The organism is Pseudomonas sp. ADAK21, from assembly GCF_012935735.1.
Lineage (GTDB): Bacteria > Pseudomonadota > Gammaproteobacteria > Pseudomonadales > Pseudomonadaceae > Aquipseudomonas > Aquipseudomonas proteolytica.
Map to the genome: position 1 here is coordinate 5363353 of NZ_CP052857.1, position 24779 is coordinate 5388131.

Sequence of the window (24779 nt, forward strand, 5' to 3'; positions counted from 1 at the left end):
CAGGATCAAGGCTGAACTGCAAAAATTCTGTGAAAAATCAGGCAGGACTCAGGTTTTTTGATTCCGGGCCGAAAGCCTATCAGACAAGCCCGAATTTCGCTTCGCGTTATCACTGGCCGATCAACGCAGCACCGAAAATTATAAGAACGCGGAGTGACAAGACTATGAACAGTTTGCGCAATATGTCGATCAGCCGGCGCCTCTGGATGATCCTGATAGTCGCCGTGTTGATGCTGTTGACCTTGGGTTTGCTGATGCTCAAGCAGATCCATGACGATCTCTACCAGGCCAAGAGCCAGCAGACCCAGCATGTGGTGCAGACCGCCAGCGGGATTCTGAATTTTTATCACGGCCTCGAAACCACCGGCGTGCTGACCCGCGAAGCCGCGCAGAAGCAAGCCCTGAGCGTGGTGCGCGGCCTGCGCTATGACCAGGATGACTATTTCTGGATCAATGACCTGACGCCGGTGATGATCATGCACCCGGCCAACCCCAAGCTTGACGGCCAGAACCTCTCGGCCATCCGCGACCCGGACGGCTTTGCGATCTTCAATGAGTTTGTCACCCTGGCCAAGGCCAAGGGCGCCGGCATGGTCGATTACCGCTGGCCCAAACCCGGGGCGGATGCGCCGGTGGCCAAGACCTCCTATATCCAGTTGTTCGAACCGTGGGGCTGGATCATTGGCTCCGGCGTCTACGTGGATGATGTGCAGGCGCAGTTCCGTGGCCAGGTGTGGCAGGCGTCCCTCGTCGGCCTGGGCATTGCACTGATCATGACCCTGCTGGTGGTGCTCATCGCCCGCAGCATCGTGCGCCCGCTGCAGGAAGCGGTACACGCCATGGCCAATATCGCCAGCGGCGAAAGCGACCTGACCCGCAGCCTCGACACCCATGGCCAGGACGAAGTCACGCAGCTGTCCCGGCACTTCAATACATTCACCGCCAAACTGCGCCAGGTGGTCAGCCAGTTGCAGGTCTGCGCCAATGCCCTGGGCCAATCGTCCGCCGAGCTGGGCAACAATGCCAGCCAGGCCCATGACCGCAGCCAGCAGCAGTCCCAGCAAATGGAGTTAGTGGCCACCGCCATCAATGAAGTGACCTACGGCGTGCAGGACGTGGCCAAGAATGCCGAACACGCCGCCAGTGAAATGCGCGACGCACAAACCCAGGCCGAGCAGGGCCAGGTGAACATCGACGGCAGTCTGCAGCAGATCGATGCGCTGTCCGGGACTATCAGCCAGGCGGTGGAAGTGATCCGTACCCTGTCCTCGGAAAGCACGCAGATTGGCGGGGTGCTGGAGGTCATCCGTTCGATTGCCGACCAGACCAACCTGCTGGCCCTCAATGCTGCCATCGAGGCAGCCCGCGCCGGCGAACAGGGCCGTGGCTTTGCCGTGGTGGCCGACGAAGTGCGCCTGCTGGCCCAGCGCACGCAAAAATCCACCGCCGAGATCCAGAGCATGATCGAACGCCTGCAGGGGCATTCCGAAGCGGCGGTAAAGGTCATCAGCGACAGCCACCAGGCCTCACAACTGACCATCGAACAAGCCGGCCAGGCGGGCGCCAGCCTCACCGCCATCGGCCAGGCCCTGCGCAACCTCAACGGCCTGAACGCCTCGATTGCCAGCGCAACCCTGCAACAGGCCCACGTAGTGGAAGACATCAACCAGAACGTGACGCAGGCGGCCGGCCTGTCCCACAGCACGGCACTGGCGGCCCAGCAATCGAGCGTAGCCAGCGTACACCTGAAGGATTTGAGCGAAGAACTCAACGGCTTGTTGCGTCAGTTCAAGGTCTAGACAGCGGGACTGTGGGGTTCCTGTGGTGCGGTAAGGCCCCCGTTGGACTGCGCAGCGGCCCTAAAACCAGGCACCTCGGTGTGCCTGCCGGAATCTGGTGAGGCTGTTGGGGCGGCTTCGCCACCCAGCGCGGGCGATGCGGCGTTCCGACAAGCCCGCTCGCCACGGAAGAGTCAGCGGCCTGTAGACTGCGGCAATCCCCCTGTGGCGAGGGGGCTTGCCGGAACGCCGTATCGCCCCCGTTGGGCTGCGCAGCGGCCCCAAACCGACCACCTCGGTGTGCGTCGTGAGGCTGCCACCATAAGCAGTGCAACCGGCAAGATTTTGCCCCGTCGGTTGGGTACAATCGCCCTCCTCTTCGACTCTCCCAAGGAATCCCATGTCCGGGCTTGAACTGTTTGCCGCCGCGCTGGGGGTGATTGCCGTCTGGCTGACGGTCAAGCAGAACCCGTGGTGCTGGCCAATCGGCCTGGTCATGGTGCTGCTGTACACCTGGGTGTTCTTTGAGGTGAAGCTGTATTCCGACATGCTGCTGCAAGTGGTCTACGCCGGCCTGCAAGTCTATGGTTGGTGGCAATGGACCCGCGCTGGCGAGGTCAAGCAAGGTCGGCAAGTCACCAGCCTGGGCACCCAGTCCATCCTCCTGAGCCTGGCCATTGGCGCAACGGGCAGCCTGCTGCTGGGCGCGGCCATGGCGCACTGGACCGATGCCGCACAACCCTGGCTGGATGCCGCGCTGACCGGCTTCAGCCTGGTGGCGCAGATGTGGATGGCGCAAAAACGCGTGCAATGCTGGGCGCTGTGGATCGTGGTCGATGTGATTTTTGTCGGCCTGTTTATCTACAAAGGGCTTTACCTGACAGCCGCGCTCTACGCCCTGTTCACCGTGATTGCCGTGCAGGGCTGGCGGGAATGGCGCGCCGACCCGGCGTTGCGCACATGAAGGTGCTGGTGATGGCAGGCCCCGAGTCCAGCGGCAAAAGCTGGCTGGCCGAGCAGTTGCAGGCGCATTTCGGTGCAGTGCTGGTGGGGGAATACGTGCGCTATTTCATTGACCACTATCAGCGCGATACGACCCTGGCCGATATCCCGGATATCGCCCGCGGCCAACTGGCCTGGGAAGATGCCGGCCGCGCCCGCCAGCCCGAACTGTTGATTCTCGATACCCACCTGCTGACCAACAAGCTCTGGAGCCTGACCCTATTTGGCGATGCCCCGGCCTGGCTCGACGAGGCGCTGCTGGCTCGCCATTACGACCTGCACCTGCTGCTGTCGCCCGAAGGCATTGGCTGGACCGCCGATGGCCAGCGCTGCCAGCCAGACCTGGCTGACCGCCAAGCCTTCTTCCAGGCCAGCCGCGACTGGTTGGAGCAGCATCACCAGCCTTACCAGGTGCTGGGCGGGGATTGGCAAGCGCGGCATGACCAGGCGTTTGCCGCCGTTACCCAACTGCTCAGCAACCACTAAACCCTGTAGGAGCCGGCTTGCCGGCGATAGCGCTCGACGTTATTACAACCCGGCTCCTGCAGGGCGTTAGCGCTTCTCGCTGATCAACTGCACCTGATATTGCGGATCCGCCTTGATCTGCTGTTCGGTAAACGGCAACGGGCTGAGCTTTTTCGCGGAAAACGCCTGGGTCTGGTCCTTGAAGTGAGGTGACGCCGGATCGCTGGACAACGAAAACGCCAACACCCCTTCCGCCTTCGGTCCCTGATCGTCAAAGGTCACGATCTGCAAGTAACTGCTACCGCTGACCACCTCACGCTTGCCATCTGCCCTCGGCACGCTCTGCATGGCGTTGTAGATACCCAGTGCCTGCGGCCCGCCATGCATCGGGGTGGTGCCCGAGACCTGGATATCACCCCAGCGTGCGCCCTCCTTCAAGCCCAACTCGCTTACCTGCGCCACTGACGCCTGCATCGCCTCGCGTAGCGCCTTGACCACTGGCGGCCGCTCGATGGCCAGCCCACGCGGTGTGGTTTGCGGGTGGCTCGGGTCAAACGCCACGCGCCACACATCCGGCATTTGCTGCATGTGCTCCATTACGTGGATGAAATGCACCAGGCCCAGGCCGCTATCGAGGTTGGCTTTCTGGTCCCAGTCCTTGAGGCTGGCGCACAGGGTTTTCAGGGTTGCATCGGGCTGTTGCGCGCAGAACTTGAGCAGATCCGGCATCACCTGGCCGGCCAGGTACACCCGGTTGTCCAGCACCATATGCTGCAGGTCGGCGCGGGTGATGGGCTGCTTGTCCAGGTCCTGCAAGCGCTGCAAGGCAAAGCGTGAACGTGCGCCCAAGGCAATGTGGTCCTGGCTGACCACCGGCGAAAAACCGCTCAACGGCGCCTTGGGGTTGGCCATCCAGGCCGAGTCGTTGGAGTGCTGCACATAGTCCTTGCGCGCCAGTTGCGGCAGTTGGTCGGCCGCAAAAATCCCCGGCTGCGCCGCTCGCGGATCAATGTCCCAGGCGCAGGCACTATGGGCGCCGTCGAGCACAATCAACTCCAGGCCAGCCCGTGGATCGCTGCATTGCTCGAGTTTTTTCGCACTGACGTTAGGAACCACCGACAGGTTCATGTACAGGCTTTGCCCCTGGTCATCGGCCACCAGCGTATTGACCCACGGAATGCCCTGCAGGGTGTGCACCGAGGCCTGCAAATCCTTGAGGCTGCTGGCTTGGTTCATTGCGTACCACTGGTGCAGCACCCGGTCGTTGCCCAGGTTGGCATCGCGCAGGCTGAAAGCGTATTGCCCATTCCAGTCGAGCTTGCCCGGCCATTGCACCACCGGCCCGAACTGCGAACTGTAGACCGTTTGGGATTGATCCTTGAGGCTACCGTCGGCGCCCCTGACCTGCACCGTCACCTGGGTTTTCTGCATTGGGATCGATTTGCCGTCCAGCAGGTAACGGGTCGCGTCTTTCGGATCAAGCGTCAAGCGATACAGCGTGAAGTGCTTGGACGTATCGACCGTGTGAGTCCACGCCACATGCTGGTTGAAGCCAATATTGACCACCGGCAGGCCCGGCAAGGCGGCGCCCATCACATCCAACTGCCCAGGGATGGTCAGGTGCATCTGATAAAAGCGCATGCCGCCAACCCACGGGAAATGAGGGTTGGCCAACAGCATGCCGCGCCCGTTGAACGAGCGCTCGCCGCCCACCGCCACGGCGTTGCTGCCGCGATCCAGGGCAAAGCGCTGCTGATTCAAGGTGGCGAGTTCAAACGCCCGCGCACTGCGCCGCACCGCCACGCCTGGCTGGGGCGGTGTCGCACCCACCAAGGCTTCGGCAAATTGGCCCACGCCACCTTCCACCAGCAGACGCCGGGTCAGCTTGACCAGGTCAGCGGTGTTGATCGGCCGCACCCACGCGCCCTGGCACTGCATCGGTCGGCCCTGTGCGCCGCGCTCCTGCAGATAACGGTTGTACCCCGCCACATACCCTTCAAGACGCTGCTGCACCTGCGGGGTCTGCGCCTTCCAGAAGGCCGCCACGTCCTGGGGTGTATTGAGCCAGGTAAAAAACACATCACTGGTGAGGTTGTTGCGTTCTTCGAGGGTTGCCTGCTCGGCGCCGAAATAGCGGGCACGCTGACCGTTGACGGTCACCACTTCGTTGGCCAGCAGGCACAGGTTGTCTTGCGCGTAGGCATAGCCAATGCCATAGCCCAGGCCGCGCTCATCGCTAGCGCGGATATGCGGGATACCAAAACCGGTGCGGCGGATATCGGCACTCATCACACCTGCCTGCACCTCACTCACCTGGCGGGCCGTCGCACACAAGCTTACCCCCAGCAACACACCTGCCACGCAAACCCTGGACAACCCGTTGGAAATAATCACGCAGACCCCATCGTCAAGCCAAATTGAACGCCCAAGGCGGGGCCGACTCGCCAACGCCAGCCCATGGATTAAGACGTAGAAACGCGCAGAAATTTAGGCTGCGCGCGGCTTATTTACCGGCGCCAGGAATGTGACAGACGTGTTACTGACAAAATTTATACAGGTTGGACTTCATGATTTACGCGACTCATACGTCTTACTAACTATGAGCACCATCATTTTCCTGATCAGGCTCTGATAAGGAGTTTTTGCATGTACAACCCGCAACTGCCCACGGACGGACATTCTATGGCCCACGACGCCGCTTTTGGCTCGGTCAACCAGGCCTTCGCCAAGGCGCCCGAGCAACAAGGCAACCAACGCATCCGGCACCTGCTTAAATGTTTTGGACTACGCACCAGCCTGATCCGGCTGAAAGTCATCGACGCCCTGCTCACCGCCGCCGACAACGGCCGTACGCTGGGGGTTCGGGGTGTGCACAGCCATTTGCTGGAACTGGGCATCCCGCTCTCGTTTCTGAGTGTGCGCGAGGTGCTCAAGCGCCTGTGCAGCGAAGGTGTGATCACGCTCAACAGCGATAAAAGCTACAGCCTCCATGAAGAGGCTGCCAAAGTCCTCGCCGCCGGCGCGGGTCTCAACGGTTAGGCTTGACCTTGCGGCGCATGATGCCGTTGATCACTACCACGATCACCGCCACAGCAATGGCGATGTACTGGAATGTCTTCTCACTGATGGCGCCGGTGTTCTGCAGATAGGACAGGCCAAACATCGTGCCGAGGACGACCAGGGAAATCAGAATCGAGTAAATCAAGCGTTGCTTCTGGGTCATGACGGGTTCCTGAAACCTGAAAAATTGTATCCGCGCTGTAACGCCAGCCGGGCTGACTGCGATGGGTCGGCTGAAACGGGACCTCATATTACAGACGATGAGTCGCTTTGGCTTGTCTTCTGCCCGATTCAGCAGGCACCCGTTACCTCTGCCCAAACGCTGGATTTGGCAGAGGTAAAAGAGCGCCTGGCACGATTGAACTATTACGCGGCACAAACCATCAAGGCCACCCGCGGTGGCGAGAAGTGGATTGCTTTGGTCGGCCAGGCCCGTGAGCGGGCCTGTTGCTTTACTTGTCCTTGAATTCGGGAGCGCGCTTGGCCACGAACGCCGCCATGCCTTCCTTCTGGTCCTGAGTGGCAAAGGCTGCGTGGAATACCCGGCGTTCAAAGCGCACGCCTTCCGACAGGCTGACTTCAAAGGCGCGGTTGACGCTTTCCTTGACCATCATGCTGATGGGCACCGATTTGCTGGCGATCAGCGCCGCCACCTTGAGCGCCTCTGCCAGCAGTTCGTCCGACGGCACGATGCGCGCAACGATGCCGCAACGTTCTGCTTCCACCGCATCGATAAAACGCCCGGTCAGGCACATTTCCATGGCCTTGGCCTTGCCTACCGCACGGGTCAGGCGCTGGGTGCCGCCCATGCCCGGCAGCACGCCAAGGTTGACTTCCGGCTGGCCAAACTTGGCGTTGTCGCCGGCCAGGATGAAGTCGCACATCAACGCCAGCTCGCAACCGCCGCCCAGGGCAAAACCGTTGACCGCGGCAATGATCGGCTTACGGCGGTTGGCTACACGGTCGCTGTCGCTGAACAGGTCGTCGAGGTAGATCTGCGGGTAGGTCAGCTCGGCCATTTCCTTGATATCGGCACCGGCGGCAAAGGCTTTTTTAGAGCCGGTCAACACAATGCAGCCGATCTCGGGATTGGCTTCCAGGCTGTCGAGGGCCTGATTCACTTCGCTGACCAGTTGCGCGTTCAAGGCGTTCAGCGCCTCGGGGCGATTGAGGGTAATCAGCCCGACGCGGCCTTGGACTTCAAGCAAAATGGTTTGGTAACTCATCGATCCGTTCCTCTTCAAAGATTGCGCGAAATGACCATGCGCTGAATATCACTGGTGCCTTCATAAATCTGGCAGACCCGCACATCACGGTAGATCCGCTCCAGCGGGAAGTCGCTCAGGTAACCGTATCCACCCAGGGTTTGCAAGGCGGCAGAACAGACTTTCTCGGCCATTTCCGAAGCGAACAGCTTGGCCATGGACGCCTCCACCAGCGCAGGTTTGCCACTGTCGCGCAGGGCGGCGGCGTAATGCACCATCTGCCGGGCCACGGCGATCTGGGTGGCCATGTCGGCCAGGCGAAACGCCACGGCCTGATGTTCGATCAGGGCCTTGCCAAAACTCTCGCGCTCGCGTGCGTAGTCCCGCGCGGCTTCAAACGCAGCCCGGGCCATCCCCACCGATTGCGAGGCAATTCCCACGCGGCCACCTTCCAGGTTGGCCAGGGCAATCCGATAACCTTCACCCTCCTCGCCCAGGCGGTTAGCCACCGGTACCCGCACATCCTCAAACAGAATCTGGCAGGTATCGGACGCATGTTGGCCGAGTTTGTCCTCGACCCGCGCCACCTTATAGCCGGGCGAATCAGTGGGCACAATAAACGCGCTGATCCCACGCTTGCCGGCCGCCGGGTCAGTCACCGCAAAGACAATCACCACCCCGGCGTTCTGCCCTGAGGTGATGAACTGCTTGCAGCCATTGAGTACATAGTGATCGCCGTCAAGGCGGGCACGGGTTTTCAGGCAGCTGGCATCGGAACCGGCCTGGGGTTCGGTCAGGGCAAACGCGCCGAGCATCGCGCCGCTGGCCAGGGGCTTGAGGAACTGTTCTTTCTGCTGATCATTGCCGAACTTGAGGATGGGCACGCAACCCACCGAGTTGTGCACGCTCATGATGGTCGAGCAGGCCCCATCCCCGGCCGCGACTTCTTCCAGGGCCATGGCGTAGGCCAGGTAACCGGTGTCGCAACCGCCCCATTGCTCGGGCACCAGCATGCCGAAAAAGCCCAGCTCGGCCATTTCGCGGATGGCTTCCTTGGGGAAGCGATGCTCGCGGTCCCACTCGGCAGCGAACGGCTTGAGCCGCTCCTGGGCAAATTGCCGGGCTGCTTCGCTGATTTGCAATTGTTCGTCGTTGGGCAACATATAGATTCCTTAATCCAGGCACTCGACGGCCATGGCCGTGGCTTCACCGCCACCGATGCAGATGGCCGCGACACCACGCTTGAGCCCTTTCTGGCGCAGGGCCGAAAGCAGGGTCACAAGGATGCGCGCACCAGATGCGCCAATCGGGTGCCCCAGGGCGCACGCGCCGCCGTGGACGTTGACCTTGTCGTGGGGAATTTCCAGCTTGCTCATGGTCACCAGGCTGACCACGGCAAAGGCTTCGTTGATCTCGAACAGATCCACATCCCCCAGGCTCCAGCCGGTCTTGCTCAGCAGCTTGCGGATCGCCCCCACCGGCGCCACCGGGAACAGGCCCGGCTCATCGGCAAACGCGGCATGGCCGTGGATCACTGCAAGGGGCTTGAGCCCGCGTTTTTGCGCTTCGCTCTGACGCATCATCAGCAAGGCCGCCGCACCGTCGGAAATTGAACTGGAGTTGGCCGCAGTCACCGTGCCGCCTTCGCGAAACGCCGGCTTCAAGGTGGCGATCTTGTCCAGGCGCGCCTTGGGCGGCTGCTCGTCGTCAGTGATGGTCTTTTGTTCCTTGCCCACGGTGACCTGCACCGGGACGATCTCGGCACTGAAGCTACCGGCAGTGATTGCCTGCTGGGCACGGGTCAGCGAGGCGATGGCAAAGGCATCCTGGGCCTCACGAGTAAAACCGTTGGCTTCGGCGCAGTCCTCGGCAAAAGTGCCCATGAGGCGGCCCTTGTCATAGGCGTCTTCCAGGCCATCGAGGAACATATGGTCAAGCACTCGGCCATGGCCCATGCGGTAACCGCTACGCGCCCGATCCAGCAGGTAGGGGGCGTTGGACATGCTCTCCATGCCCCCGGCGATCACCACCTGCACGCTACCGGCCAGCAGCGAGTCATGGGCCAGAATGGCCGCTTCCATGCCCGAACCACACATCTTGTTGAGCGTGGTGCAACGCGTCGACTTGTCCAGGCCAGCGCCCAGGGCGGCCTGGCGTGCCGGGGCCTGGCCGAGACCTGCGGGCAGTACGCAACCGAACAACACTTCGTCTACTGCGTCGTGGGCGATACCTGCTCGCTCGACGGCGGCACGAATCGCCGCGGCGCCCAATTGCGGCGCGGTCAAACCCTTGAGGTCGCCCTGGAACGCGCCCATGGGCGTGCGTACGGCGCTGACAATAACAATCGGATCGTGAAGCTGAGTCATGCAAAAACCTCCTTACTTGGCCGCCATGCGCAAGGCGCCGTCAAGACGGATCACCTCGCCATTGAGCATGCTGTTTTCAATGATATGCCGCGCCAGCGCAGCGTACTCGACCGGCTTGCCCAGGCGTGGCGGGAACGGCACGCCGGCCGCCAGGGAGTCGCGTACTTGCGGGGTCATGCCGGCCATCATCGGTGTTTCAAAGATGCCTGGGGCGATGGTCATCACGCGGATACCGAAGCGCGCCAGTTCGCGCGCAGCCGGCAGGGTCAGGCTGGCAATCGCGCCCTTGGATGCCGCGTAGGCGGCCTGGCCGACCTGGCCGTCAAAAGCGGCCACTGACGCGGTGTTGATGATCACGCCACGCTCACCGTCGGCATCGGCCTCGGATTCAGCGATAGCGGCCGCCGCCAGGCGCAGCAGGTTGAAGCTGCCGATCAGGTTGACGTTGATCACCTGGGCAAAGCTTGCCAAGGCATGGGGCCCGTTCTTGCCGAGGATTTTCTCGCCACGCACCACGCCTGCGCAGTTGACCAGCCCATGCAGGGCGCCAAATGCCGCGACGGTCGCCTGTACTGCCGCTTCGGCAGCCGCTTCCTGGCTGATATCCGCCACCACACTGCGCGCCTGTGCGCCCAACTTAACCGCCTGGGCCGCCACGGCATCGGCATTCAGGTCCACCAGCATCACCTTGGCACCCGCCGCCACCAACATTTCGGCGGTGGCCGCGCCGAGCCCCGAAGCGCCGCCGCTGACCATAAATACCTTGTTCTCGATCTGCATCATTGTTTCCTTGAAGAGGGATCAAGCCGTGGTCGCTGCCTGGACCTTGGCGATTTCCTGGTTACGCAAAATAAACCGTTGCAGCTTGCCGCTCGGGGTCTTGGGCAAGTCGCTGACAAATTCGATTTCCCGCGGGTAGGCGTGGGCCGCCAGGCGCTTGCGCACGTGCTGGCGCAGCTCCTCGGCCAGCGCGGCATCGGCGCGGTACTGGCTGTTGATCACCACAAAGGCCTTGACCAGCTCGGTGCGCTCCGCGTCCGGTTTGCCGACCACGGCCGCTTCGATCACCGCCGGGTGCTCAACCAAGGCGCTTTCCACGTCGAATGGACCCACGCGGTAGCCGGAGGTGGTGATCACATCATCACTGCGCCCAACAAAACTGATGCTGCCATCGGGATTGAGCTCCACGGTGTCGCCGCTCAAGTAATACTTGCCAACGAAAGCCTTGGTCTTGACCCCGTCGTAGCCGGCGAACCAGCACATCGGCGACTGCTCGCGGTCGATGGCGAGGATCCCAGGCTGGCCGGCGGGCAATTCCTGGTGGTTGTCATCCAGCACCACGATGCGGTGCCCCGGCGAGGCAAAACCAGCAGACCCGACATGCACCGGGTGCTCCAGGCCATGGTGATTGCACAGCACCATGCCCAGCTCGGTCTGGCCGTAGTGGTCGTGGATAGTCACACCCAGGTTGTCGGCAAACCAACGGATCACTTCCGGGTTGAGCGGCTCGCCGGCGCTGCTGACGATGCGCAGCCGGCCCTTGATCGAGCGCGCGAACTGCTCGCCACCGGCAATCAGCAGGCGGTAGGCCGTAGGCGAACCCGTGAGGTTGGTGATCCCGTACTTATTGATGACCCGGCAGGTGCTTTCCAGGGTGAACGGGCCATCGTAGAAGGTGATCGGATGGCCCATGGACAACGGTCCGGTCACGCCAAAGTAGATACCGTAGGCCCAGCCCGGATCGGCGACGTTCCAGAACGCATCTTCAGGGCGCAGGTCCACGGCATCGCGGGTGTAGCTCTGGAACGCGACCAGGGCCTTGAGCGGTACGGCCAGGGCCTTTGACGGGCCTGTGGTGCCAGAGGTGAACATCAGCAGGAACGGATCATCGGCGCCCAGCAATACCGGTTCGCAGACATTGGAATAGTTGGGCAACTCGGCCCAGAAGCTGAAATCACCGCGCACAATGCCTTCGCCCTTGGCGCCGGCCACCGTGACGATGGTCGGGCAATCGGCAACTTCCGCCAGTTTGCTGCGGTTGACCGCGTCGGTCACCACCAGCGCCGCGCCGGAGCTGTTCAGGCGGTGTTCGATGGCCTTGGGGCCGAACGCGGTGAACAAGGGTTGATAGACCGCCCCGATGCGCCAGGTGGCCAGCACCGTCACCAGCAGTTCGGCGGTGCGCGGCAGCAGGCCAGCGACCTTGTCGCCACGCTTGACGCCCTGGGCCAGGAGGAAATTGGCGAAACGCGCCGCCTGATCCTGCAACTCAATGAAGGTCGAGGTGGCGCTGCGGCCATCCTTGCCCTCCCAGAACAAGGCAATCCGCCCCGGCAGTGCATGCCGGTCGCAGCATTCAACGCAGGCATTGAGCCCTTGCAAGTGGCCGGCCAGTGCGGCCTCGACGGTTTGCTGGTAGTTGAACTCGGTAGTCGCAGTCAAATAATCGCGCATCGTGGCAAATCCCTGTGTCTTTTGTTGTTTTTGGGGGGCGTGCTTTTGCGGGGTGACGCTGCGCAAATAGTGGCGCCAGAGCGGCGCACGGACAATGGTCAAAGCTTTCAATGTGGCTGACTGGTTTGGCCAATGATGCGACGTGTTGAGCTGCTGCCTGTGGCGAGCGGGCTTGCCCGCTCGCCACAGGGGGTGTTCAGTTGTTTAGATGCCAATGCCCATAGAGCCCGACAATCAGCCAGTCAACGCAAGCGATTGGACGCCCTGCCCGCCAGCTTCTAATCTGAGGGCCTGCGCCACCGAAGAAGCCCTCGATGATTGTCCGCCCCAAACCCAACCTGTTCGGCATCCTGTTCTCCCTCAAGGGTTCGATTGCCAAGCGTATTGCCCTGCGCAGCCTGCTGGTCACGCTGCTGGCCTCGGTGATCGTCCTGGTGGAAACCCTGCACCCAGCCTATTTTTCCAAGGTCAACGCGACCCCGTTCACCCTGCTGGGGCTGTCGCTGTCGATCTTCATGAGCTTTCGCAACAACGCCTGCTACGACCGCTGGTGGGAGGGCCGCAAGCAATTGGGGCAGATGGTCATTGAGATTCGCTCGCTGATCCGCGAAAGCCAGGTTTTTACCCGGCCCGGCGAGCGCGAAAGCCTGTTGCGCGGCCTTTGCGGCTTTGCCCACGGCCTGGTCGCGCGCCTGCGCCTGGAAGACGAGTCCCATGCCATAAAGCCTTGGACCAGCGTGGAGTCCCACCACCCGAACCTGCCTGATCGCATCCTGCAAACCCTCGGCGCCCAATGCTCGGACGCCGCGCAACAGGGACGGATCAGCGATTGGCGCTACACCCAACTGGAAACCCGCCTGGTGGGGCTCAGCCAGGTACAGGCCGCTTGCGAACGGATCAAAAGCACGCCGCTGCCCTTCCCCTACACCCTGCTGCTGCACCGCACCATCTATCTGTTCTGCATCCTGCTGCCATTTGCCATGGCCGAGCCCCTGGGCTGGCTGACGCCGATTTTCACCGCCATCGTCAGCTACACCTTCTTTGGCCTGGACGAAATCGGTGACGATCTGGAGGACCCCTTCGGCTTCGACGAGAACGACCTGCCGTGCAATGCCATCGTGCGCGCCCTGGAACGCGAGATCCTCGCCGCCCTGGGCGAAACCACCCTACCGCCGCCCTTGGAGCCCGTGGACTATGTGCTGACGTGAGCCAGGTTTGACACTCGTCGGTGTCTGACCGAAGCTGACCACTTTGCACTAGCTGCCCAGCTTTCGGACGCCTGCATGTCAAAGTCACGCCGTTACTCGATCATCGGCCTGAGCGCCCTGTTGTTTGTCGCACTGCTGTTCTGGTATTTCACCCGCACGCCCAGCGTGTCCGTACCGCCGGCCATTGCCCACGGATACTCCAAGGCCCTGAAACAGGCGCATAACGGCGAACCCGGCGCCGCACGGGTGCTGTATCAGCAATTGGGCCGGCCAGATCTGTCGGACGTGCGCCGCGCCGCCCTGCACAACGAATTGCACAACTATCCAAGCCCCCAGGCATTGAAACTGGCGGACAAGGACCTGAGCCACGAATCCCCCCTGGTGCGCCAGGCAGCCATTGCCAGCATCGTCGGCTTGGTGCCCAGCGGGCAGCGCACCCTGTTGCTCGGGCCGTTGCTCGAGGATGAACAACAAAGCGTGCGGTTTGCCGCTGCCAACGCCTTGCTGGGCCTGTCACCCGACACCCTGGGCCTGTATTTCGGCCCCTTGCAGCAAGTGCTGGATGAGTATGCAAAGTACCTCAAGGCCCAGCCCGAAAGCGCCGAAGGCTGGATTCAGCTGGCACGCCTGTACATCCACAGCGCCCTGCTGCCCGAAGCGCAACATGCCCTGGAACAGGCATTGCGCCTGGACCCGGATAACCTGCCGGCGGTGGTTGCACGCATCGAACTGCTGGATAAACAGGGCAAGGTCGATGATTCCCGCCAGGTTCTGGCCACGCAGTTGCAGGCTCATCCCGATTCGGCCTACCTGCAGCACGCCCTGGGCATGTGGTTGCTGCACCATGGCGAACGCGCGTACGCCCTGCTCGGGCTGTCCAAGGCGGTGGAGCTTGAGCCAGACAATCAGGATTACCGCTACGACCTGGCAACCACCCTGCACGACCAGGACGAACTGGAGGCCGCGCAGCGCCAGCTGGAAGAAATCATCCAGCGCCACCCGGCCAACCGCAAGGCGCGGGTATTGCTGGTCAACTACTGGAAAGAAAGCGGCCAACTGCAGAACGTTCAAGTACTGCTGGCGCAGCTGGAGCAGCAAAACCCTGATGATCCAGCCCTGCAACAGGGCCTGTGAGGACGGTGCCCGTTGCCGGCACCCGACATATTTAACAAAACGTTGAACCGCCAATCGGCACCACGGTCAAGTAAATATGGCGCGTTTGCTCAGGCACGCGCCCTCTACTTGATAAGTGATCCGAGGGCACTTCTTGTCTACATCCAAAGAGCTGTTCACAGCAAAGGCGGCGACCGGTATCGAAGGTCTTGATGACATTCTTGACGGTGGCCTGTCACGCAGCCACCTGTTCCTGCTCGAAGGCGAGCCAGGTACGGGCAAGACTACGGTGGCCCTGCATTTCCTTCAGGCGGGGGCAAAAAATGGCGAACGCTCGCTGTATATCACCCTGTCTGAAACCGAGCGCGAATTACGCCAGGGCGCGGCATCCCATGGCTGGGACTTGGACGACAACATCCATATTTTTGAACTGACACCCCCCGAAAGCCTGCTGAACGCCGAACATCAGCAAAGCCTGCTGTACTCCTCGGATCTGGAGCTGGGCGAAGCCACCCGGCAGATTTTCGAAGCCGTGGAGCGCGTCAAGCCGACCCGTGTGGTGCTCGACAGCCTTTCGGAAATCCGCTTGCTGGCGCAAAGCTCGTTGCGTTACCGCCGCCAGATCCTGGCCATCAAACATTACTTTGTGCGCTATGAAGCCACGGTCTTGCTGCTCGATGACCTGACCACCGAAGCCCTGGACAAAACCGTACACAGCGTGGCCCACGGGGTGATTCGCCTGGAAGAACTGACCCCCAACTACGGCGCCGAACGTCGCCGGGTGCGCGTGGTGAAGTACCGCGGGCAGAAATACCGGGGCGGCTTCCACGACTTCACCATCATGGGCGACGGTGTGCATGTATTCCCCCGCCTGGTGGCCGCCGAGCATCGCGGCGGCTACAACCGCCAGACCTTGACCAGCGGCATAAGCGAGATGGATGCCCTGCTCGGCGGCGGTATCGAGACCGGCTCCAGCACGCTGATCCTTGGCCCTGCCGGTACGGGCAAATCGTTGATTTCGATGATTTTTGCTGCCTCGGCGGTGGCCCGCGGGGAAAAGGCCGCACTGTTTATCTTCGATGAAGAGCTGGGCCTGTTGTTTGAGCGCATGAAAAACATGGGGATCGACCTGGAGGCGCTGCAAGCCACCGGCAACCTGCTGATCGAACAGGTGGACGCCGCCGAACTGTCACCCGGAGAGTTCTCCCATCGCGTACGGCGCTGCGTCGACGAACGCCAGATCAAGACCGTGGTCATCGACAGTATCAACGGCTATCAGGCGGCGATGCCTGAAGAAAACGCCCTGGTGCTGCACATGCACGAACTGTTGCTGTACCTCAACCGACGCGGCGCGGCGACTTTTATGACGGTAGCCCAACACGGCCTGGTGGGTGATATGCAGGCGCCAGTGGACATTACCTACCTGGCCGACACGGTTATTCTGCTGCGTTACTTCGAAGCCTTGGGCAAGGTGCGCCGTGCCATTTCGATCATCAAGAAACGCACCGGCAGGCATGAGTCGACCATCCGTGAGTACCGCATCAGCGGCACCGGGATGACCATCGGCGAACCCCTCGAGGCGTTCCAGGGCGTGTTGCGCGGCGTGCCCACGTACATGGGTGCCGGCAAGCCGCTGCTCAAGGATGAGAGTTCGTGACGGCGCGGGCCGAGACATTCGAGCGTGCAATTATTCTGGCGCCCCTGGGGCGCGACAGCTCGCTGGCAACAATGATGCTCAACGAGGCGGGATTTGGCGCCGTGACTGCGAGCAGCCTGCCTTTGCTGTGCGAGTCCCTGGAGGACGGTGCCGGCCTGCTGATTATTGCTGCAGAAGCCTTGCGCGGCGCCGATCTCGAACCGTTGCTGACTTACCTGCAACAGCAGCCCGCCTGGTCCGACTTGCCGATCGTGCTGCTCACCCACCACGGCGGTAGCGAACAGAACGCGTCCTCACACCTGAGCGCACTGCTAGGCAACATCACCTTGCTGGAGCGCCCATTCCACCCGGTCACCTTGATCAGCCTGGTCACCACTGCCTTGCGCGGCCGCCGGCGCCAGTACGAGGCCCGCGACCGAATGATCGACCTCAGCCTGAGTGAACAGCGCCTGCAAAGCACCCTGGAAACCCTGGAGCAACAGGTCGAGGAACGTACGGCGCAGTTGCGCGCCAACGAAGAAGCACTGCGGCAGGCGCAGAAAATGGAAGCCGTCGGTCAGTTGACGGGAGGTATCGCCCACGACTTCAACAACATGCTCACCGGGATCATCGGCAGCCTGGAGTTACTGCGAAGGCGGGTTGCCCGGGGCCGCACCGAAGACCTCGACAGCCTGATCGACCTGGGCGTCACCTCGGCCAACCGCGCCGCCGGCCTGACCCACCGCCTGCTGGCGTTTTCCCGTCGCCAGTCGCTGGACTCCAAACCTGTGGAGATCAACCACCTGGTGACGTCCATGAGCGAGTTGCTACGGCGCAGTCTCAACGAGAGCATCGCCCTGGATGTTCGGGTCGAGGAAAAGCTGTGGATCGCCGAAGCCGACCCCAATCAGTTGGAAAGTGCCCTGCTCAACCTGGCGCTCAATGCACGCGACGCCATGCCCAACGGCGGGCAGTTGGTGGTGGAAACCAGCAACCGCCATCTCGACAGCGTATTCACCGCAGCCTACGGCACCCTCAATCCCGGCGATTATGTCGAGTTGAGCGTCAGCGACACCGGTTGTGGCATGCCCGACACGGTTGTCAGCCGCGCCTTCGACCCTTTCTTCACCACCAAACCCATCGGCCAGGGTACGGGGCTGGGCCTGTCGATGATCTATGGCTTCGCCCGCCAATCCCACGGCCATGTGACCATTCACAGCGTGGTTGGCCAGGGCACCACGGTCAGCCTGTTCCTGCCACGCTTTGCGGGTGAAATAATCGCTGAGGAACCCCTCAACCCGCCGCAGCTGCCATTTGCCAACGCCGGTGAAACCGTATTGATTGTCGAGGACGATCCGGCCGTGCGGGTACTGGTCAGCGCGGTATTGAGCGAATTGGGCTATGCCTTTGTCGAAGCGGGTGATGCCAACAGCGCGTTGCCGATCATCGAGTCTGAGCAGCGGATTGATCTGTTGATAAGTGACGTTGGACTGCCCGGTATGAACGGTCGGCAATTAGCGGAAATTGGCCGCCAACTGCGGCCAGGGCTCAAAGTTCTGTTTATCACCGGCTATGCCGAACATGCCGCGGTACGCGGTGGGTTTCTCGACCCGGGTATGCAGATGATTACCAAGCCGTTCACCTTCGAATTACTGACGCAGACGGTGCGGGAGATGATTCGCGCCACCTGACTGCGCCGGCTCGGTACACACATAACGAAGTGTCAGGTTTCGACTCTGTAACGCCTTTCAGGCCAACAAACGCTGGATATGTTCGTGCAACGTATCCAGATCGAACGGCTTGGCCAGGATCGGCGCATTGCGCGTGATCGGGCTGTTGCAGTCGAGAATTTCCTGGGGATAGCCACTGATGAAGATCACCTTGAGTTCCGGTCGCAACTTGATCGCGGGCTCGGCGATTTGCACCCCGGAAATGCCCCCAGGCAGCCGGTAATCGGTGACCATCAGGTCCAGGTGGGGTTTGCTGGCAAGGATTTCGAAGGCCTGTTCGCCATCAATCGCCTTTAAAACCCGATACCCCAGGCCTGCCAGGTATTCACCCAGCACAAACATAATTGATTCGTCGTCTTCAACGATCAGTACGACATCTTGTGCATCTTCACTCATGGGAAGCCTTTGCTCGGTCAGTTGCTGCAGTTACGACCATGGGGTCACGCAGAGGTTGCGTTGGATTGCTGAATGATTTCATGCCTCCAGCCCCATCGGCAGGCACACCCGGAACAAGGCACCCTCGCCTATCCGGCTTTCGACCTCAATAGTACCGCCATGGGCGGCGACAATCTGCTCGGAAATAAACAGCCCCAGGCCCAGCCCGGCCACGGCATGTTTGTCGGTGACGCGCTCGAACTGCTGGAAAATGCGCTTCTGGTTGTCCTCACTGATGCCGATTCCACGATCGCGCACCTCCACCCGCGCCTCGCCATGCTCGGCGTACACCCGCACATCCACCGGGCTCTTGGCCCCGTAGCGCAAGGCGTTGGTCAGCAGGTTGGACACCACCTGTTCGATCCTGAACTCGTCCCAGTGGCCCTCCACCGGTTGCTCGGCGTGCAGTTGGATCGAAGAGTCGGCCGCTGCCACCTGTGGGGCGAAGTTTTCCAGGAGGTTGCGCACCAGTTGCGTCAGGTCAAACCGCGCCGGGCGAATCGACAACTTGCCGGTGCGAATGCGCGAAACATCGAGCATGTCTTCGATCAGGCGGATCAGGCTCTGGATCTGCCGTTCGTCGCGGTCGACCATGGCATGCATCTTGTCCAGGGTGAACGCACTGGCGTTGTTGCGCGCCAGATGCATCTTGCGCAGTTGGGTTTCCAGAATCAGGCCATTGAGGGGCGTACGCACTTCGTGGGCCACGATAGACATGAAGTCATCGCGCATCCGCACCGCCTGCTCCAATTGCTCCTGGGTGGCCTGCAAGCGCGTCAGCAGGGCTTCCTGTTCGCGGCGGCTGTGCTCCAGGGCTTCGACCTGCAGCTTCATGGCCTTGCTCTGGCGATACAGTTCGACGAACACGTTGACCTTGCTCTTGACCGCGTGAATATCCAGCGGCTTGTGCAGGAAATCCACTGCGCCGCTCTCGTAGCCCTTGAAGGCGTAGTTGAGCTCACGCCCGGCGGCGCTGACAAACACAATGGGAATGTTCTTGGTTTTTTCCGTGCCGCGCATCATCTCGGCCAGCTCGAAGCCGTTCATACCGGGCATCTGCACATCGAGAATAGCCATGGCGAACTCGTGCTCAAGCAGCAGCGACAAGGCCTCGTCGGCACTCAAGGCCTTGTAGACCTGGCGGTCCTCGCGCTTGATCAGCGCTTCAAGGGCCAGCAGGTTTTCCGGCAGATCGTCGACGATCAGCAGTTTGGCCTGGACAGTAGTTAACATGGGGAAGATTCCAGGGAAGCCAGCAAATCGCCAATGCGGCTCAAGGTGAGAATATAGTCAGGTGTATGCAGCGCCAGGGCCGCCTTGGGCATCACGTCCACCCGCGCCTCCAAAGGGTCCTGGACAACCGTGATGCCGCCCAGCTGCTTGACCTGGGCCAAGCCGCGCCCGCCATCCTGGTTGGCGCCGGTCAACAGGATCGCCAGCAAATTCGGGCCATAGGCGTCAGCAGCCGATTCAAACAGAAAATCAATGGCCGGGCGCGAGTGATGGACGCGATCCTCCTGGCTCAAGGACAGGCTGCGGTCATGCTCCACCGACAAATGATAGCCAGGCCCGGCAAAATACAGGGTGCCGGGCTGGATCATTTCCTTGTCCCGCGCCTCTACCACCGGTATGTGCAGGCGCCGGTCAAACACTTCGGCCAACTGGCTGCGGCGCTCATCCGGCAGGTGCAGCACAGCGATGATCGGCAGGCTGAACCCTGGCGCCAAGACAGCAAAAATGCTCAATAACGCCTCGACCCCACCCGCGGATGCGCCGACGACAATGGCTTGGACGCCCGACACAGACGCCGGGCTGGCAGCAGCTTCATTCATGATTTGCGGTAGATCCGTTCTTGCTTGACCAAGGGTTCGAACTGCTTGCTGTAGGCGGAAAAATCCAGGGTTTCCTTGCTGCCCAGCACCAGGAAGCCGCGATGGCACAGCGACTCATGAAACAATCCAAACGCCCGGTCCTGCAACTTTTTATTGAAATAAATCAGAACGTTACGACATGAAATCAATTGTGTTTCGGAGAACACACTGTCGGTCGCCAGGCTATGGTCGGCAAACGTCACGTTTTCCCGCAGCGTCTTGTCAAAGATCGCGTAATCGTAGGCCGCCGTGTAGTAGTCGGCAAACGATTGAGTGCCACCGGCCTGCTGGTAATTGTGGGTGTAGGCACGCACGCTCTCCAGGGAAAAGATCCCTTGCTTGGCCTTTTCCAGGGAGTTGGGGTTGATATCCGTGGCATAGATGATCGTGCGTTCGAGCAAACCCTCCTCGCGCAGGAGGATGGCCATGGAATACACCTCCTCCCCAGTGCTGCACCCGGCGATCCAGATCTTGATCGATGGGTAGGTCTTGAGCAGGGGCACCACTTCCTGGCGTATCGCCAGAAAGTGCGAGGGGTCGCGAAACATCTCGCTGACCGGGATGGTCAGGAACTGCAGCAATTGCATGAACGCCGTGGGATCGTGCAGCACCCGCTCCTGCAAGGCCGAGATCGTCTTGCAGTCGAACTGGCGCAACGCATGCGCCACACGCCGCTTGACCGAAGCCCCGGAGTAATCACGAAAGTCATAGCTGTACTTGAGGTAGATCGCCTCGATCAACAAGCGCAGTTCAATATCAGTACTTCGATCCACTTAAATGCGTTCCATCTTCGGCAGCCAAACACGGATCAGCGAAAACAACCGATCCAGGTCAATGGGCTTGGCCAGATAATCGTTGGACCCGGCCGCAAGACAGCGCTCCTGGTCGTCCTTCATGGCCTTGGCCGTCACCGCAATGATCGGCAGCTTGCGCCAGCGCGGATCCTGGCGGATCAACGCAGTGGCCTCGTAGCCATCCATCTCCGGCATCATCACGTCCATCAGTACCAGGTCGATGTCCTCGACTTCATTGAGTCGCTCGATGGCTTCACGGCCGTTACGGCCAATCACCACAACCGCCCCCTTGTGCTCCAGGGCACTGGTAAGGGCAAAGATGTTGCGTACATCGTCATCCACCAGCAACACCTTACGCCCTTCGAAGACCTTGTCGCGGCTGCGGGCGGTCTTGAGCATCTTCTGCCGTTCCTGGGACAACTGGGATTCGACTTTGTGCAAAAAGAGTGTCACTTCGTCCAGCAACCGTTCAGGTGAGCGGGCACCTTTGATGATGATCGAGCGCGAATACTTACGCAGTTCCGCCTCTTCATCCCGGGTGAGGTTGCGCCCGGTGTAGACAATCACTGGCGGGAACGAACAGATATCCTCGGTGGCCATGCGCTTGAGCAACTCGTTGCCGAGCATGTCCGGCAGCTTGAGATCGATGATCATGCAGTCGTATACCGTGCTGCGCAGCAGGTCCAGGGCCTCCTGGGCGAAACCGACGGCAGTGATTTCGATGTCTTCGTCGCCGATCAGGCGGGCAATGCTGTCGCGCTGCAAGTCATCGTCTTCCACCAGCAGGATGCGCTTGACCTTCTGCGTCAGCTTGGCCTCCAGGCGCGCAAACACGTCCTTGAGCTCTTCGCGGGTGGTGGGCTTGACGGCATAACCGATGGCGCCCATGTGCATGGCGGCTTCGACGCGGTCTTCGACAGAAATCACATGCACCGGGATATGCCGGGTCTCGGCGTGCTCCTTGAGGCGCTGCAGCACGGTGAGCCCGGAGTGATCCGGCAGGCGCATATCCAGCAGGATCGCGTCCGGCAGATACTGTTCGGCCAAGGTGTAGCCCTCGTCCGCGCCATGGGCCACCAGGCAGTGATAGCCCAGTTCGTGGGCCAGATCGAAGAGGATCCGCGCAAAGTTTGGCTCGTCTTCCACCACCAGGATGCAGCGGGTGGTGAACGGGGCTTGCTCGCGGTCGTCGGCAAAGCGCGGTATCAACGCTTCGTCGGCCATGGGCAACGGCGACACCTTGATGGGCGCTACGGGTGCCGGGGCAATCATCGCGGCCTGCGGGCGCTCGATGGCGGGCGCGTCTTCATCGCGTTCAACGTACTGTTCCGGCAGCACCAGGGTAAAGATACTGCCCTGGCCCGGCTCACTGGTGACATTGATATAGCCCCCCAGCAGGGTGGCCAGGTCGCGGGAAATGGACAGCCCCAGACCGGTACCGCCGTAACGGCGGTTGGTGGTGCCATCGGCCTGGCGGAAGGCTTCGAAGATGCTTTGCTGCTGGTCCGGGGCAATACCGATCCCCGAGTCACGCACGGTAAAGGCAATGCCCTCCCCCGGCTGGCGGGAAATAGTCAGGCTGACCTGGCCTTTCTCGGTGAACTTGACGGCATTGGACAGCAGGTTCTTGAGGATCTGCTCCAGACGCTGGCGGTCGGTGAACAACATCAGCGGCGCACCGGCCTGCACCTCTATCTGGAAGCCCAGCTTGCGGTCGCTGGCCAACGGCTCGAACATGCCGCGCATGCCCTCTGCCAGGCGCGCCACACTGGTGTTCTCGGGACGCATATCGAGCTTGCCGGCCTCGACCTTGGCAATGTCCAGGATGTCATTGATCAGGTTGAGCAGATCGTTGCCTGCCGAGTAGATCGACTCGGCAAACTTGACCTGTTCGGCGCTGAGGTTTTCATCGGAGTTCTCTGCCAGCAGCTTGGCCAGGATCAGCGAGCTGTTGAGGGGCGTGCGCAACTCGTGGGACATGTTGGCGAGGAACTCGGACTTGTACTTGCTGGAGCGCTCCAACTCATCGGCACGATCCTCCAACTCGACCTGCACGCGATTGAGCTCGATGTTCTTGCGGTCCATGGCATCGCGCTGGTCGGCGAGGATCTGGCTCTGCTCGGCCAATTGCTCGTTGGTCTGCTCCAACTCGGCCTGCTGGGTCTCCAGGTGGGCCTGGGACTCCTTGAGGATGCGCGACTGCTCTTCCAGCTCCTCGTTGGCGGTCTTGAGTTCTTCCTGCTGCACTTGCAGCTCTTCATTGAGCTGCTGGGTCTCGGCCAGCACTTCCTGCAAACGCTGGCGGTAGCGCGCCGCTTCGATAGAAGTGCCGATATTGCCGGCGATCAGCTCCAGCAGCTCCACATCGCGCTCTTCCAGAGGACGCAGGAAGCCCAGTTCGATGACCCCGTTGACCCGATCATCATCGCTGGTCGGCACCACCAGCACGCTGCGCGGTGCACCATCACCCAGGCCGGAGCTGACCTTGAAGTAGTCCACCGACACATCGTCCAGGCGAATCAAACGGTGTTGCTGGGCGGCCTGGCCGACAATGCCCTCGTCACGGTAAATCGCCTGCTCCTGCTGCTCCTGCTCCCGCGAGAAGCCATACGCAGCCACGCGCTTGAGGCCGCCGTGTTCCTCCCGCACATACAGTGCAGCCACCACCGAGCCCATGTATTGGGCGCAGAATTGCAGAATATTGCGCCCCAGCAGGTTCAACGTCAGTTGGCCCAGCACCTGTTCAGCCAGTTCAGTCTGGCCATTGCGCAGCCACGCTTGCTGTTCCAGGCGTTTGGCAATCTTCAGTTGCGAGGCCAGGTTGGCGCTGTAACTGTCTGAAAGGGCTAATAGATTCTTCCTCCCGACATACGCCAAAAAGCCGCTCAGGCCCAGCACGAACAGCAAGTAGATCACCACGCTAAACACCGTGGTGCGGGTCACTTCTGCGTTGCGATCAAGGCGGAACTGCTGCTCCATGGCAATCGCGGCCTCGTACTCCTTGCGAATTTCGTCGGTCAGGCGCTTGCCACGCCCGGCCTTCACCGCGCCGCGGTAATCGCCCTCTTGCCGTTGCATCTCAATCATCGTCTGGGCGTAGTTGTTCCACTCCAGTTGCAGCGACTCCAGGCGCTTGAGTCGGTCCACTTGCTGGGGGTTATCGGCGACCAGGACCTGCAGATTGCGCAGGTCGGAAATGATCCGGGGCTTGGCCACTTCGTAGGGGTCGAGGAAATGCTCGTCGCCGGTAATCAGGAAACCGCGCATGCCGGTTTCCTGGTCGACCGTCAGTTTGGCGGTTTCATTGAGGTTGTTGATCACCCGGTCCGTGTGCTCAACCCACTGGATCACCGACAACAGATAAGTGATCAGGCACACAAAGAACACCGCACTGAGAACCCCCACACCCAGTGGCAATGCCACGTTGCGGCTCAGGAGTTTGCGGAAGCTGTTTTCATCGACTGACGAAGCGGGAGTCATGGGCGTGCCTTGGCCAAGTGCGGAAAAACCGGAAGTTTGCCCCAAACTCGACGACGACGGCTATGTTTATGCCGTATTTCAACGACACACCCAGGACATCAAGCCTGATTATCGGCACAATGCACGCCCCGTTTGGGGAACTTGCCGGGATCGCCGCGACTCATTAGAAGATGGTCGTTCAA

At 61.2% G+C, this 24779-nt stretch carries 20 protein-coding genes; 8 read left to right on the top strand and 12 right to left on the bottom strand.

Going from position 1 to position 24779, the window contains the following annotated elements; all coding sequences use genetic code 11:
• Positions 1-164 precede the first annotated feature (164 nt).
• The 3 genes from HKK57_RS24025 to HKK57_RS24035 all read left to right on the top strand — a co-directional run bounded on the left by HKK57_RS24025 (position 165) and on the right by HKK57_RS24035 (position 3266).
• A complete protein-coding gene (locus HKK57_RS24025; RefSeq protein ID WP_029290525.1) occupies positions 165-1799 on the top strand; it encodes a methyl-accepting chemotaxis protein in 1635 nt (544 codons plus the stop codon).
• A 379-nt stretch (positions 1800-2178) separates the two neighbouring features.
• Positions 2179-2742, top strand: coding sequence for a nicotinamide riboside transporter PnuC (gene pnuC, locus HKK57_RS24030; RefSeq protein ID WP_104912261.1), 564 nt, complete (start codon positions 2179-2181; stop codon positions 2740-2742).
• Entirely contained in the window at positions 2739-3266 is a 528-nt protein-coding gene (locus tag HKK57_RS24035; RefSeq protein WP_070996260.1) for an AAA family ATPase, read from the top strand. Before pnuC ends, HKK57_RS24035 begins: the two co-directional genes overlap by 4 nt.
• A gap of 66 nt (positions 3267-3332) precedes the next feature.
• On the opposite strand, the gene pvdQ is transcribed toward HKK57_RS24035, so the two are convergent.
• Positions 3333-5639 (bottom strand): bifunctional acylase PvdQ, encoded by a 2307-nt coding sequence (gene pvdQ / locus HKK57_RS24040; protein ID WP_169390926.1) that lies wholly within the window; start codon positions 5637-5639, stop codon positions 3333-3335.
• Between the two features lie 252 nt (positions 5640-5891).
• Here pvdQ and HKK57_RS24045 point away from each other — a divergent pair, with 252 nt between their 5' ends.
• On the top strand, positions 5892-6284 hold the full coding sequence (locus HKK57_RS24045; RefSeq protein WP_029290517.1) for a fe2+ zn2+ uptake regulation protein: 393 nt from the start codon (positions 5892-5894) through the stop codon (positions 6282-6284).
• Here HKK57_RS24045 and HKK57_RS24050 read toward each other — a convergent pair.
• The 6 genes from HKK57_RS24050 to HKK57_RS24075 form a co-directional block, all read right to left on the bottom strand.
• The gene (locus HKK57_RS24050; protein ID WP_029290515.1) at positions 6274-6468 is read right to left on the bottom strand and encodes a hypothetical protein; all 195 of its coding nucleotides are present in this window, start codon (positions 6466-6468) and stop codon (positions 6274-6276) included. The two genes, HKK57_RS24045 and HKK57_RS24050, sit on opposite strands and share 11 nt — an antisense overlap.
• Positions 6469-6757: 289 nt before the next feature.
• Positions 6758-7531, bottom strand: a complete 774-nt coding sequence (locus HKK57_RS24055) for an enoyl-CoA hydratase (protein WP_029290513.1) — start codon at positions 7529-7531, stop codon at positions 6758-6760.
• A 14-nt stretch (positions 7532-7545) separates the two neighbouring features.
• On the bottom strand, positions 7546-8673 hold the full coding sequence (locus HKK57_RS24060; protein WP_169390927.1) for an acyl-CoA dehydrogenase: 1128 nt from the start codon (positions 8671-8673) through the stop codon (positions 7546-7548).
• Between the two features lie 9 nt (positions 8674-8682).
• Entirely contained in the window at positions 8683-9876 is a 1194-nt protein-coding gene (locus tag HKK57_RS24065; RefSeq protein WP_070996263.1) for an acetyl-CoA C-acyltransferase, read from the bottom strand.
• A gap of 12 nt (positions 9877-9888) precedes the next feature.
• A complete protein-coding gene (locus HKK57_RS24070) occupies positions 9889-10656 on the bottom strand; it encodes an SDR family NAD(P)-dependent oxidoreductase (protein ID WP_029290508.1) in 768 nt (255 codons plus the stop codon).
• Between the two features lie 21 nt (positions 10657-10677).
• Positions 10678-12330 (bottom strand): AMP-binding protein, encoded by a 1653-nt coding sequence (locus HKK57_RS24075; protein WP_169390928.1) that lies wholly within the window; start codon positions 12328-12330, stop codon positions 10678-10680.
• A 314-nt stretch (positions 12331-12644) separates the two neighbouring features.
• On the opposite strand from HKK57_RS24075, the gene HKK57_RS24080 reads away from it, so the two are divergent.
• The 4 genes from HKK57_RS24080 (at position 12645) to HKK57_RS24095 (ending at position 17978) form a co-directional block, all read left to right on the top strand.
• Entirely contained in the window at positions 12645-13538 is an 894-nt protein-coding gene (locus tag HKK57_RS24080) for a bestrophin family protein (RefSeq protein ID WP_169390929.1), read from the top strand.
• 75 nt (positions 13539-13613) lie between these two features.
• Positions 13614-14672 carry a tetratricopeptide repeat protein gene (locus HKK57_RS24085; protein ID WP_029290502.1) on the top strand — a complete coding sequence of 353 codons (1059 nt, stop codon included), beginning with the start codon at positions 13614-13616 and terminating at the stop codon, positions 14670-14672.
• Between the two features lie 133 nt (positions 14673-14805).
• Positions 14806-16308 carry an ATPase domain-containing protein gene (locus HKK57_RS24090; protein WP_104912256.1) on the top strand — a complete coding sequence of 501 codons (1503 nt, stop codon included), beginning with the start codon at positions 14806-14808 and terminating at the stop codon, positions 16306-16308.
• Complete coding sequence (locus HKK57_RS24095; protein ID WP_169390930.1) at positions 16305-17978, top strand: response regulator; 1674 nt, start codon at positions 16305-16307, stop codon at positions 17976-17978. The genes HKK57_RS24090 and HKK57_RS24095 overlap by 4 nt, the downstream gene beginning before the upstream one ends.
• A 57-nt stretch (positions 17979-18035) precedes the next feature.
• Here HKK57_RS24095 and HKK57_RS24100 read toward each other — a convergent pair whose 3' ends face one another.
• The 5 genes from HKK57_RS24100 to HKK57_RS24120 form a co-directional block, all read right to left on the bottom strand.
• Positions 18036-18413: a response regulator gene (locus tag HKK57_RS24100; protein WP_029290496.1), complete on the bottom strand. Its 378-nt coding sequence runs from the start codon at positions 18411-18413 to the stop codon at positions 18036-18038.
• Positions 18414-18491: 78 nt separating this feature from the next.
• A complete protein-coding gene (locus HKK57_RS24105) occupies positions 18492-19685 on the bottom strand; it encodes a hybrid sensor histidine kinase/response regulator (RefSeq protein ID WP_029290494.1) in 1194 nt (397 codons plus the stop codon).
• Positions 19679-20284 (bottom strand): chemotaxis protein CheB, encoded by a 606-nt coding sequence (locus tag HKK57_RS24110; protein ID WP_169390931.1) that lies wholly within the window; start codon positions 20282-20284, stop codon positions 19679-19681. Before HKK57_RS24110 ends, HKK57_RS24105 begins: the two co-directional genes overlap by 7 nt.
• Entirely contained in the window at positions 20281-21096 is an 816-nt protein-coding gene (locus HKK57_RS24115) for a CheR family methyltransferase (protein ID WP_029290490.1), read from the bottom strand. The genes HKK57_RS24110 and HKK57_RS24115 overlap by 4 nt, the downstream gene beginning before the upstream one ends.
• On the bottom strand, positions 21097-24597 hold the full coding sequence (locus HKK57_RS24120) for a response regulator (protein ID WP_169390932.1): 3501 nt from the start codon (positions 24595-24597) through the stop codon (positions 21097-21099). It lies immediately after the preceding gene.
• Between the last annotated feature and the right edge of the window lie 182 nt (positions 24598-24779).

What these genes read in the sequence shown, in the direction of transcription:
- HKK57_RS24025 (WP_029290525.1), top strand. Translation starts at nt 165, where the DNA reads ATGAACAGTTTGCGCAATATGTCGATCAGCCGGCGCCTCTGGATGATC.
- pnuC (WP_104912261.1), top strand. Translation starts at nt 2,179, where the DNA reads ATGTCCGGGCTTGAACTGTTTGCCGCCGCGCTGGGGGTGATTGCCGTC.
- HKK57_RS24035 (WP_070996260.1), top strand. Translation starts at nt 2,739, where the DNA reads ATGAAGGTGCTGGTGATGGCAGGCCCCGAGTCCAGCGGCAAAAGCTGG.
- HKK57_RS24045 (WP_029290517.1), top strand. Translation starts at nt 5,892, where the DNA reads ATGTACAACCCGCAACTGCCCACGGACGGACATTCTATGGCCCACGAC.
- HKK57_RS24050 (WP_029290515.1), bottom strand. Translation starts at nt 6,468, where the DNA reads ATGACCCAGAAGCAACGCTTGATTTACTCGATTCTGATTTCCCTGGTC.
- HKK57_RS24055 (WP_029290513.1), bottom strand. Translation starts at nt 7,531, where the DNA reads ATGAGTTACCAAACCATTTTGCTTGAAGTCCAAGGCCGCGTCGGGCTG.
- HKK57_RS24060 (WP_169390927.1), bottom strand. Translation starts at nt 8,673, where the DNA reads ATGTTGCCCAACGACGAACAATTGCAAATCAGCGAAGCAGCCCGGCAA.
- HKK57_RS24065 (WP_070996263.1), bottom strand. Translation starts at nt 9,876, where the DNA reads ATGACTCAGCTTCACGATCCGATTGTTATTGTCAGCGCCGTACGCACG.
- HKK57_RS24070 (WP_029290508.1), bottom strand. Translation starts at nt 10,656, where the DNA reads ATGCAGATCGAGAACAAGGTATTTATGGTCAGCGGCGGCGCTTCGGGG.
- HKK57_RS24075 (WP_169390928.1), bottom strand. Translation starts at nt 12,330, where the DNA reads ATGCGCGATTATTTGACTGCGACTACCGAGTTCAACTACCAGCAAACC.
- HKK57_RS24080 (WP_169390929.1), top strand. Translation starts at nt 12,645, where the DNA reads ATGATTGTCCGCCCCAAACCCAACCTGTTCGGCATCCTGTTCTCCCTC.
- HKK57_RS24085 (WP_029290502.1), top strand. Translation starts at nt 13,614, where the DNA reads ATGTCAAAGTCACGCCGTTACTCGATCATCGGCCTGAGCGCCCTGTTG.
- HKK57_RS24100 (WP_029290496.1), bottom strand. Translation starts at nt 18,413, where the DNA reads ATGAGTGAAGATGCACAAGATGTCGTACTGATCGTTGAAGACGACGAA.
- HKK57_RS24105 (WP_029290494.1), bottom strand. Translation starts at nt 19,685, where the DNA reads ATGTTAACTACTGTCCAGGCCAAACTGCTGATCGTCGACGATCTGCCG.
- HKK57_RS24110 (WP_169390931.1), bottom strand. Translation starts at nt 20,284, where the DNA reads ATGAATGAAGCTGCTGCCAGCCCGGCGTCTGTGTCGGGCGTCCAAGCC.
- HKK57_RS24120 (WP_169390932.1), bottom strand. Translation starts at nt 24,597, where the DNA reads ATGACTCCCGCTTCGTCAGTCGATGAAAACAGCTTCCGCAAACTCCTG.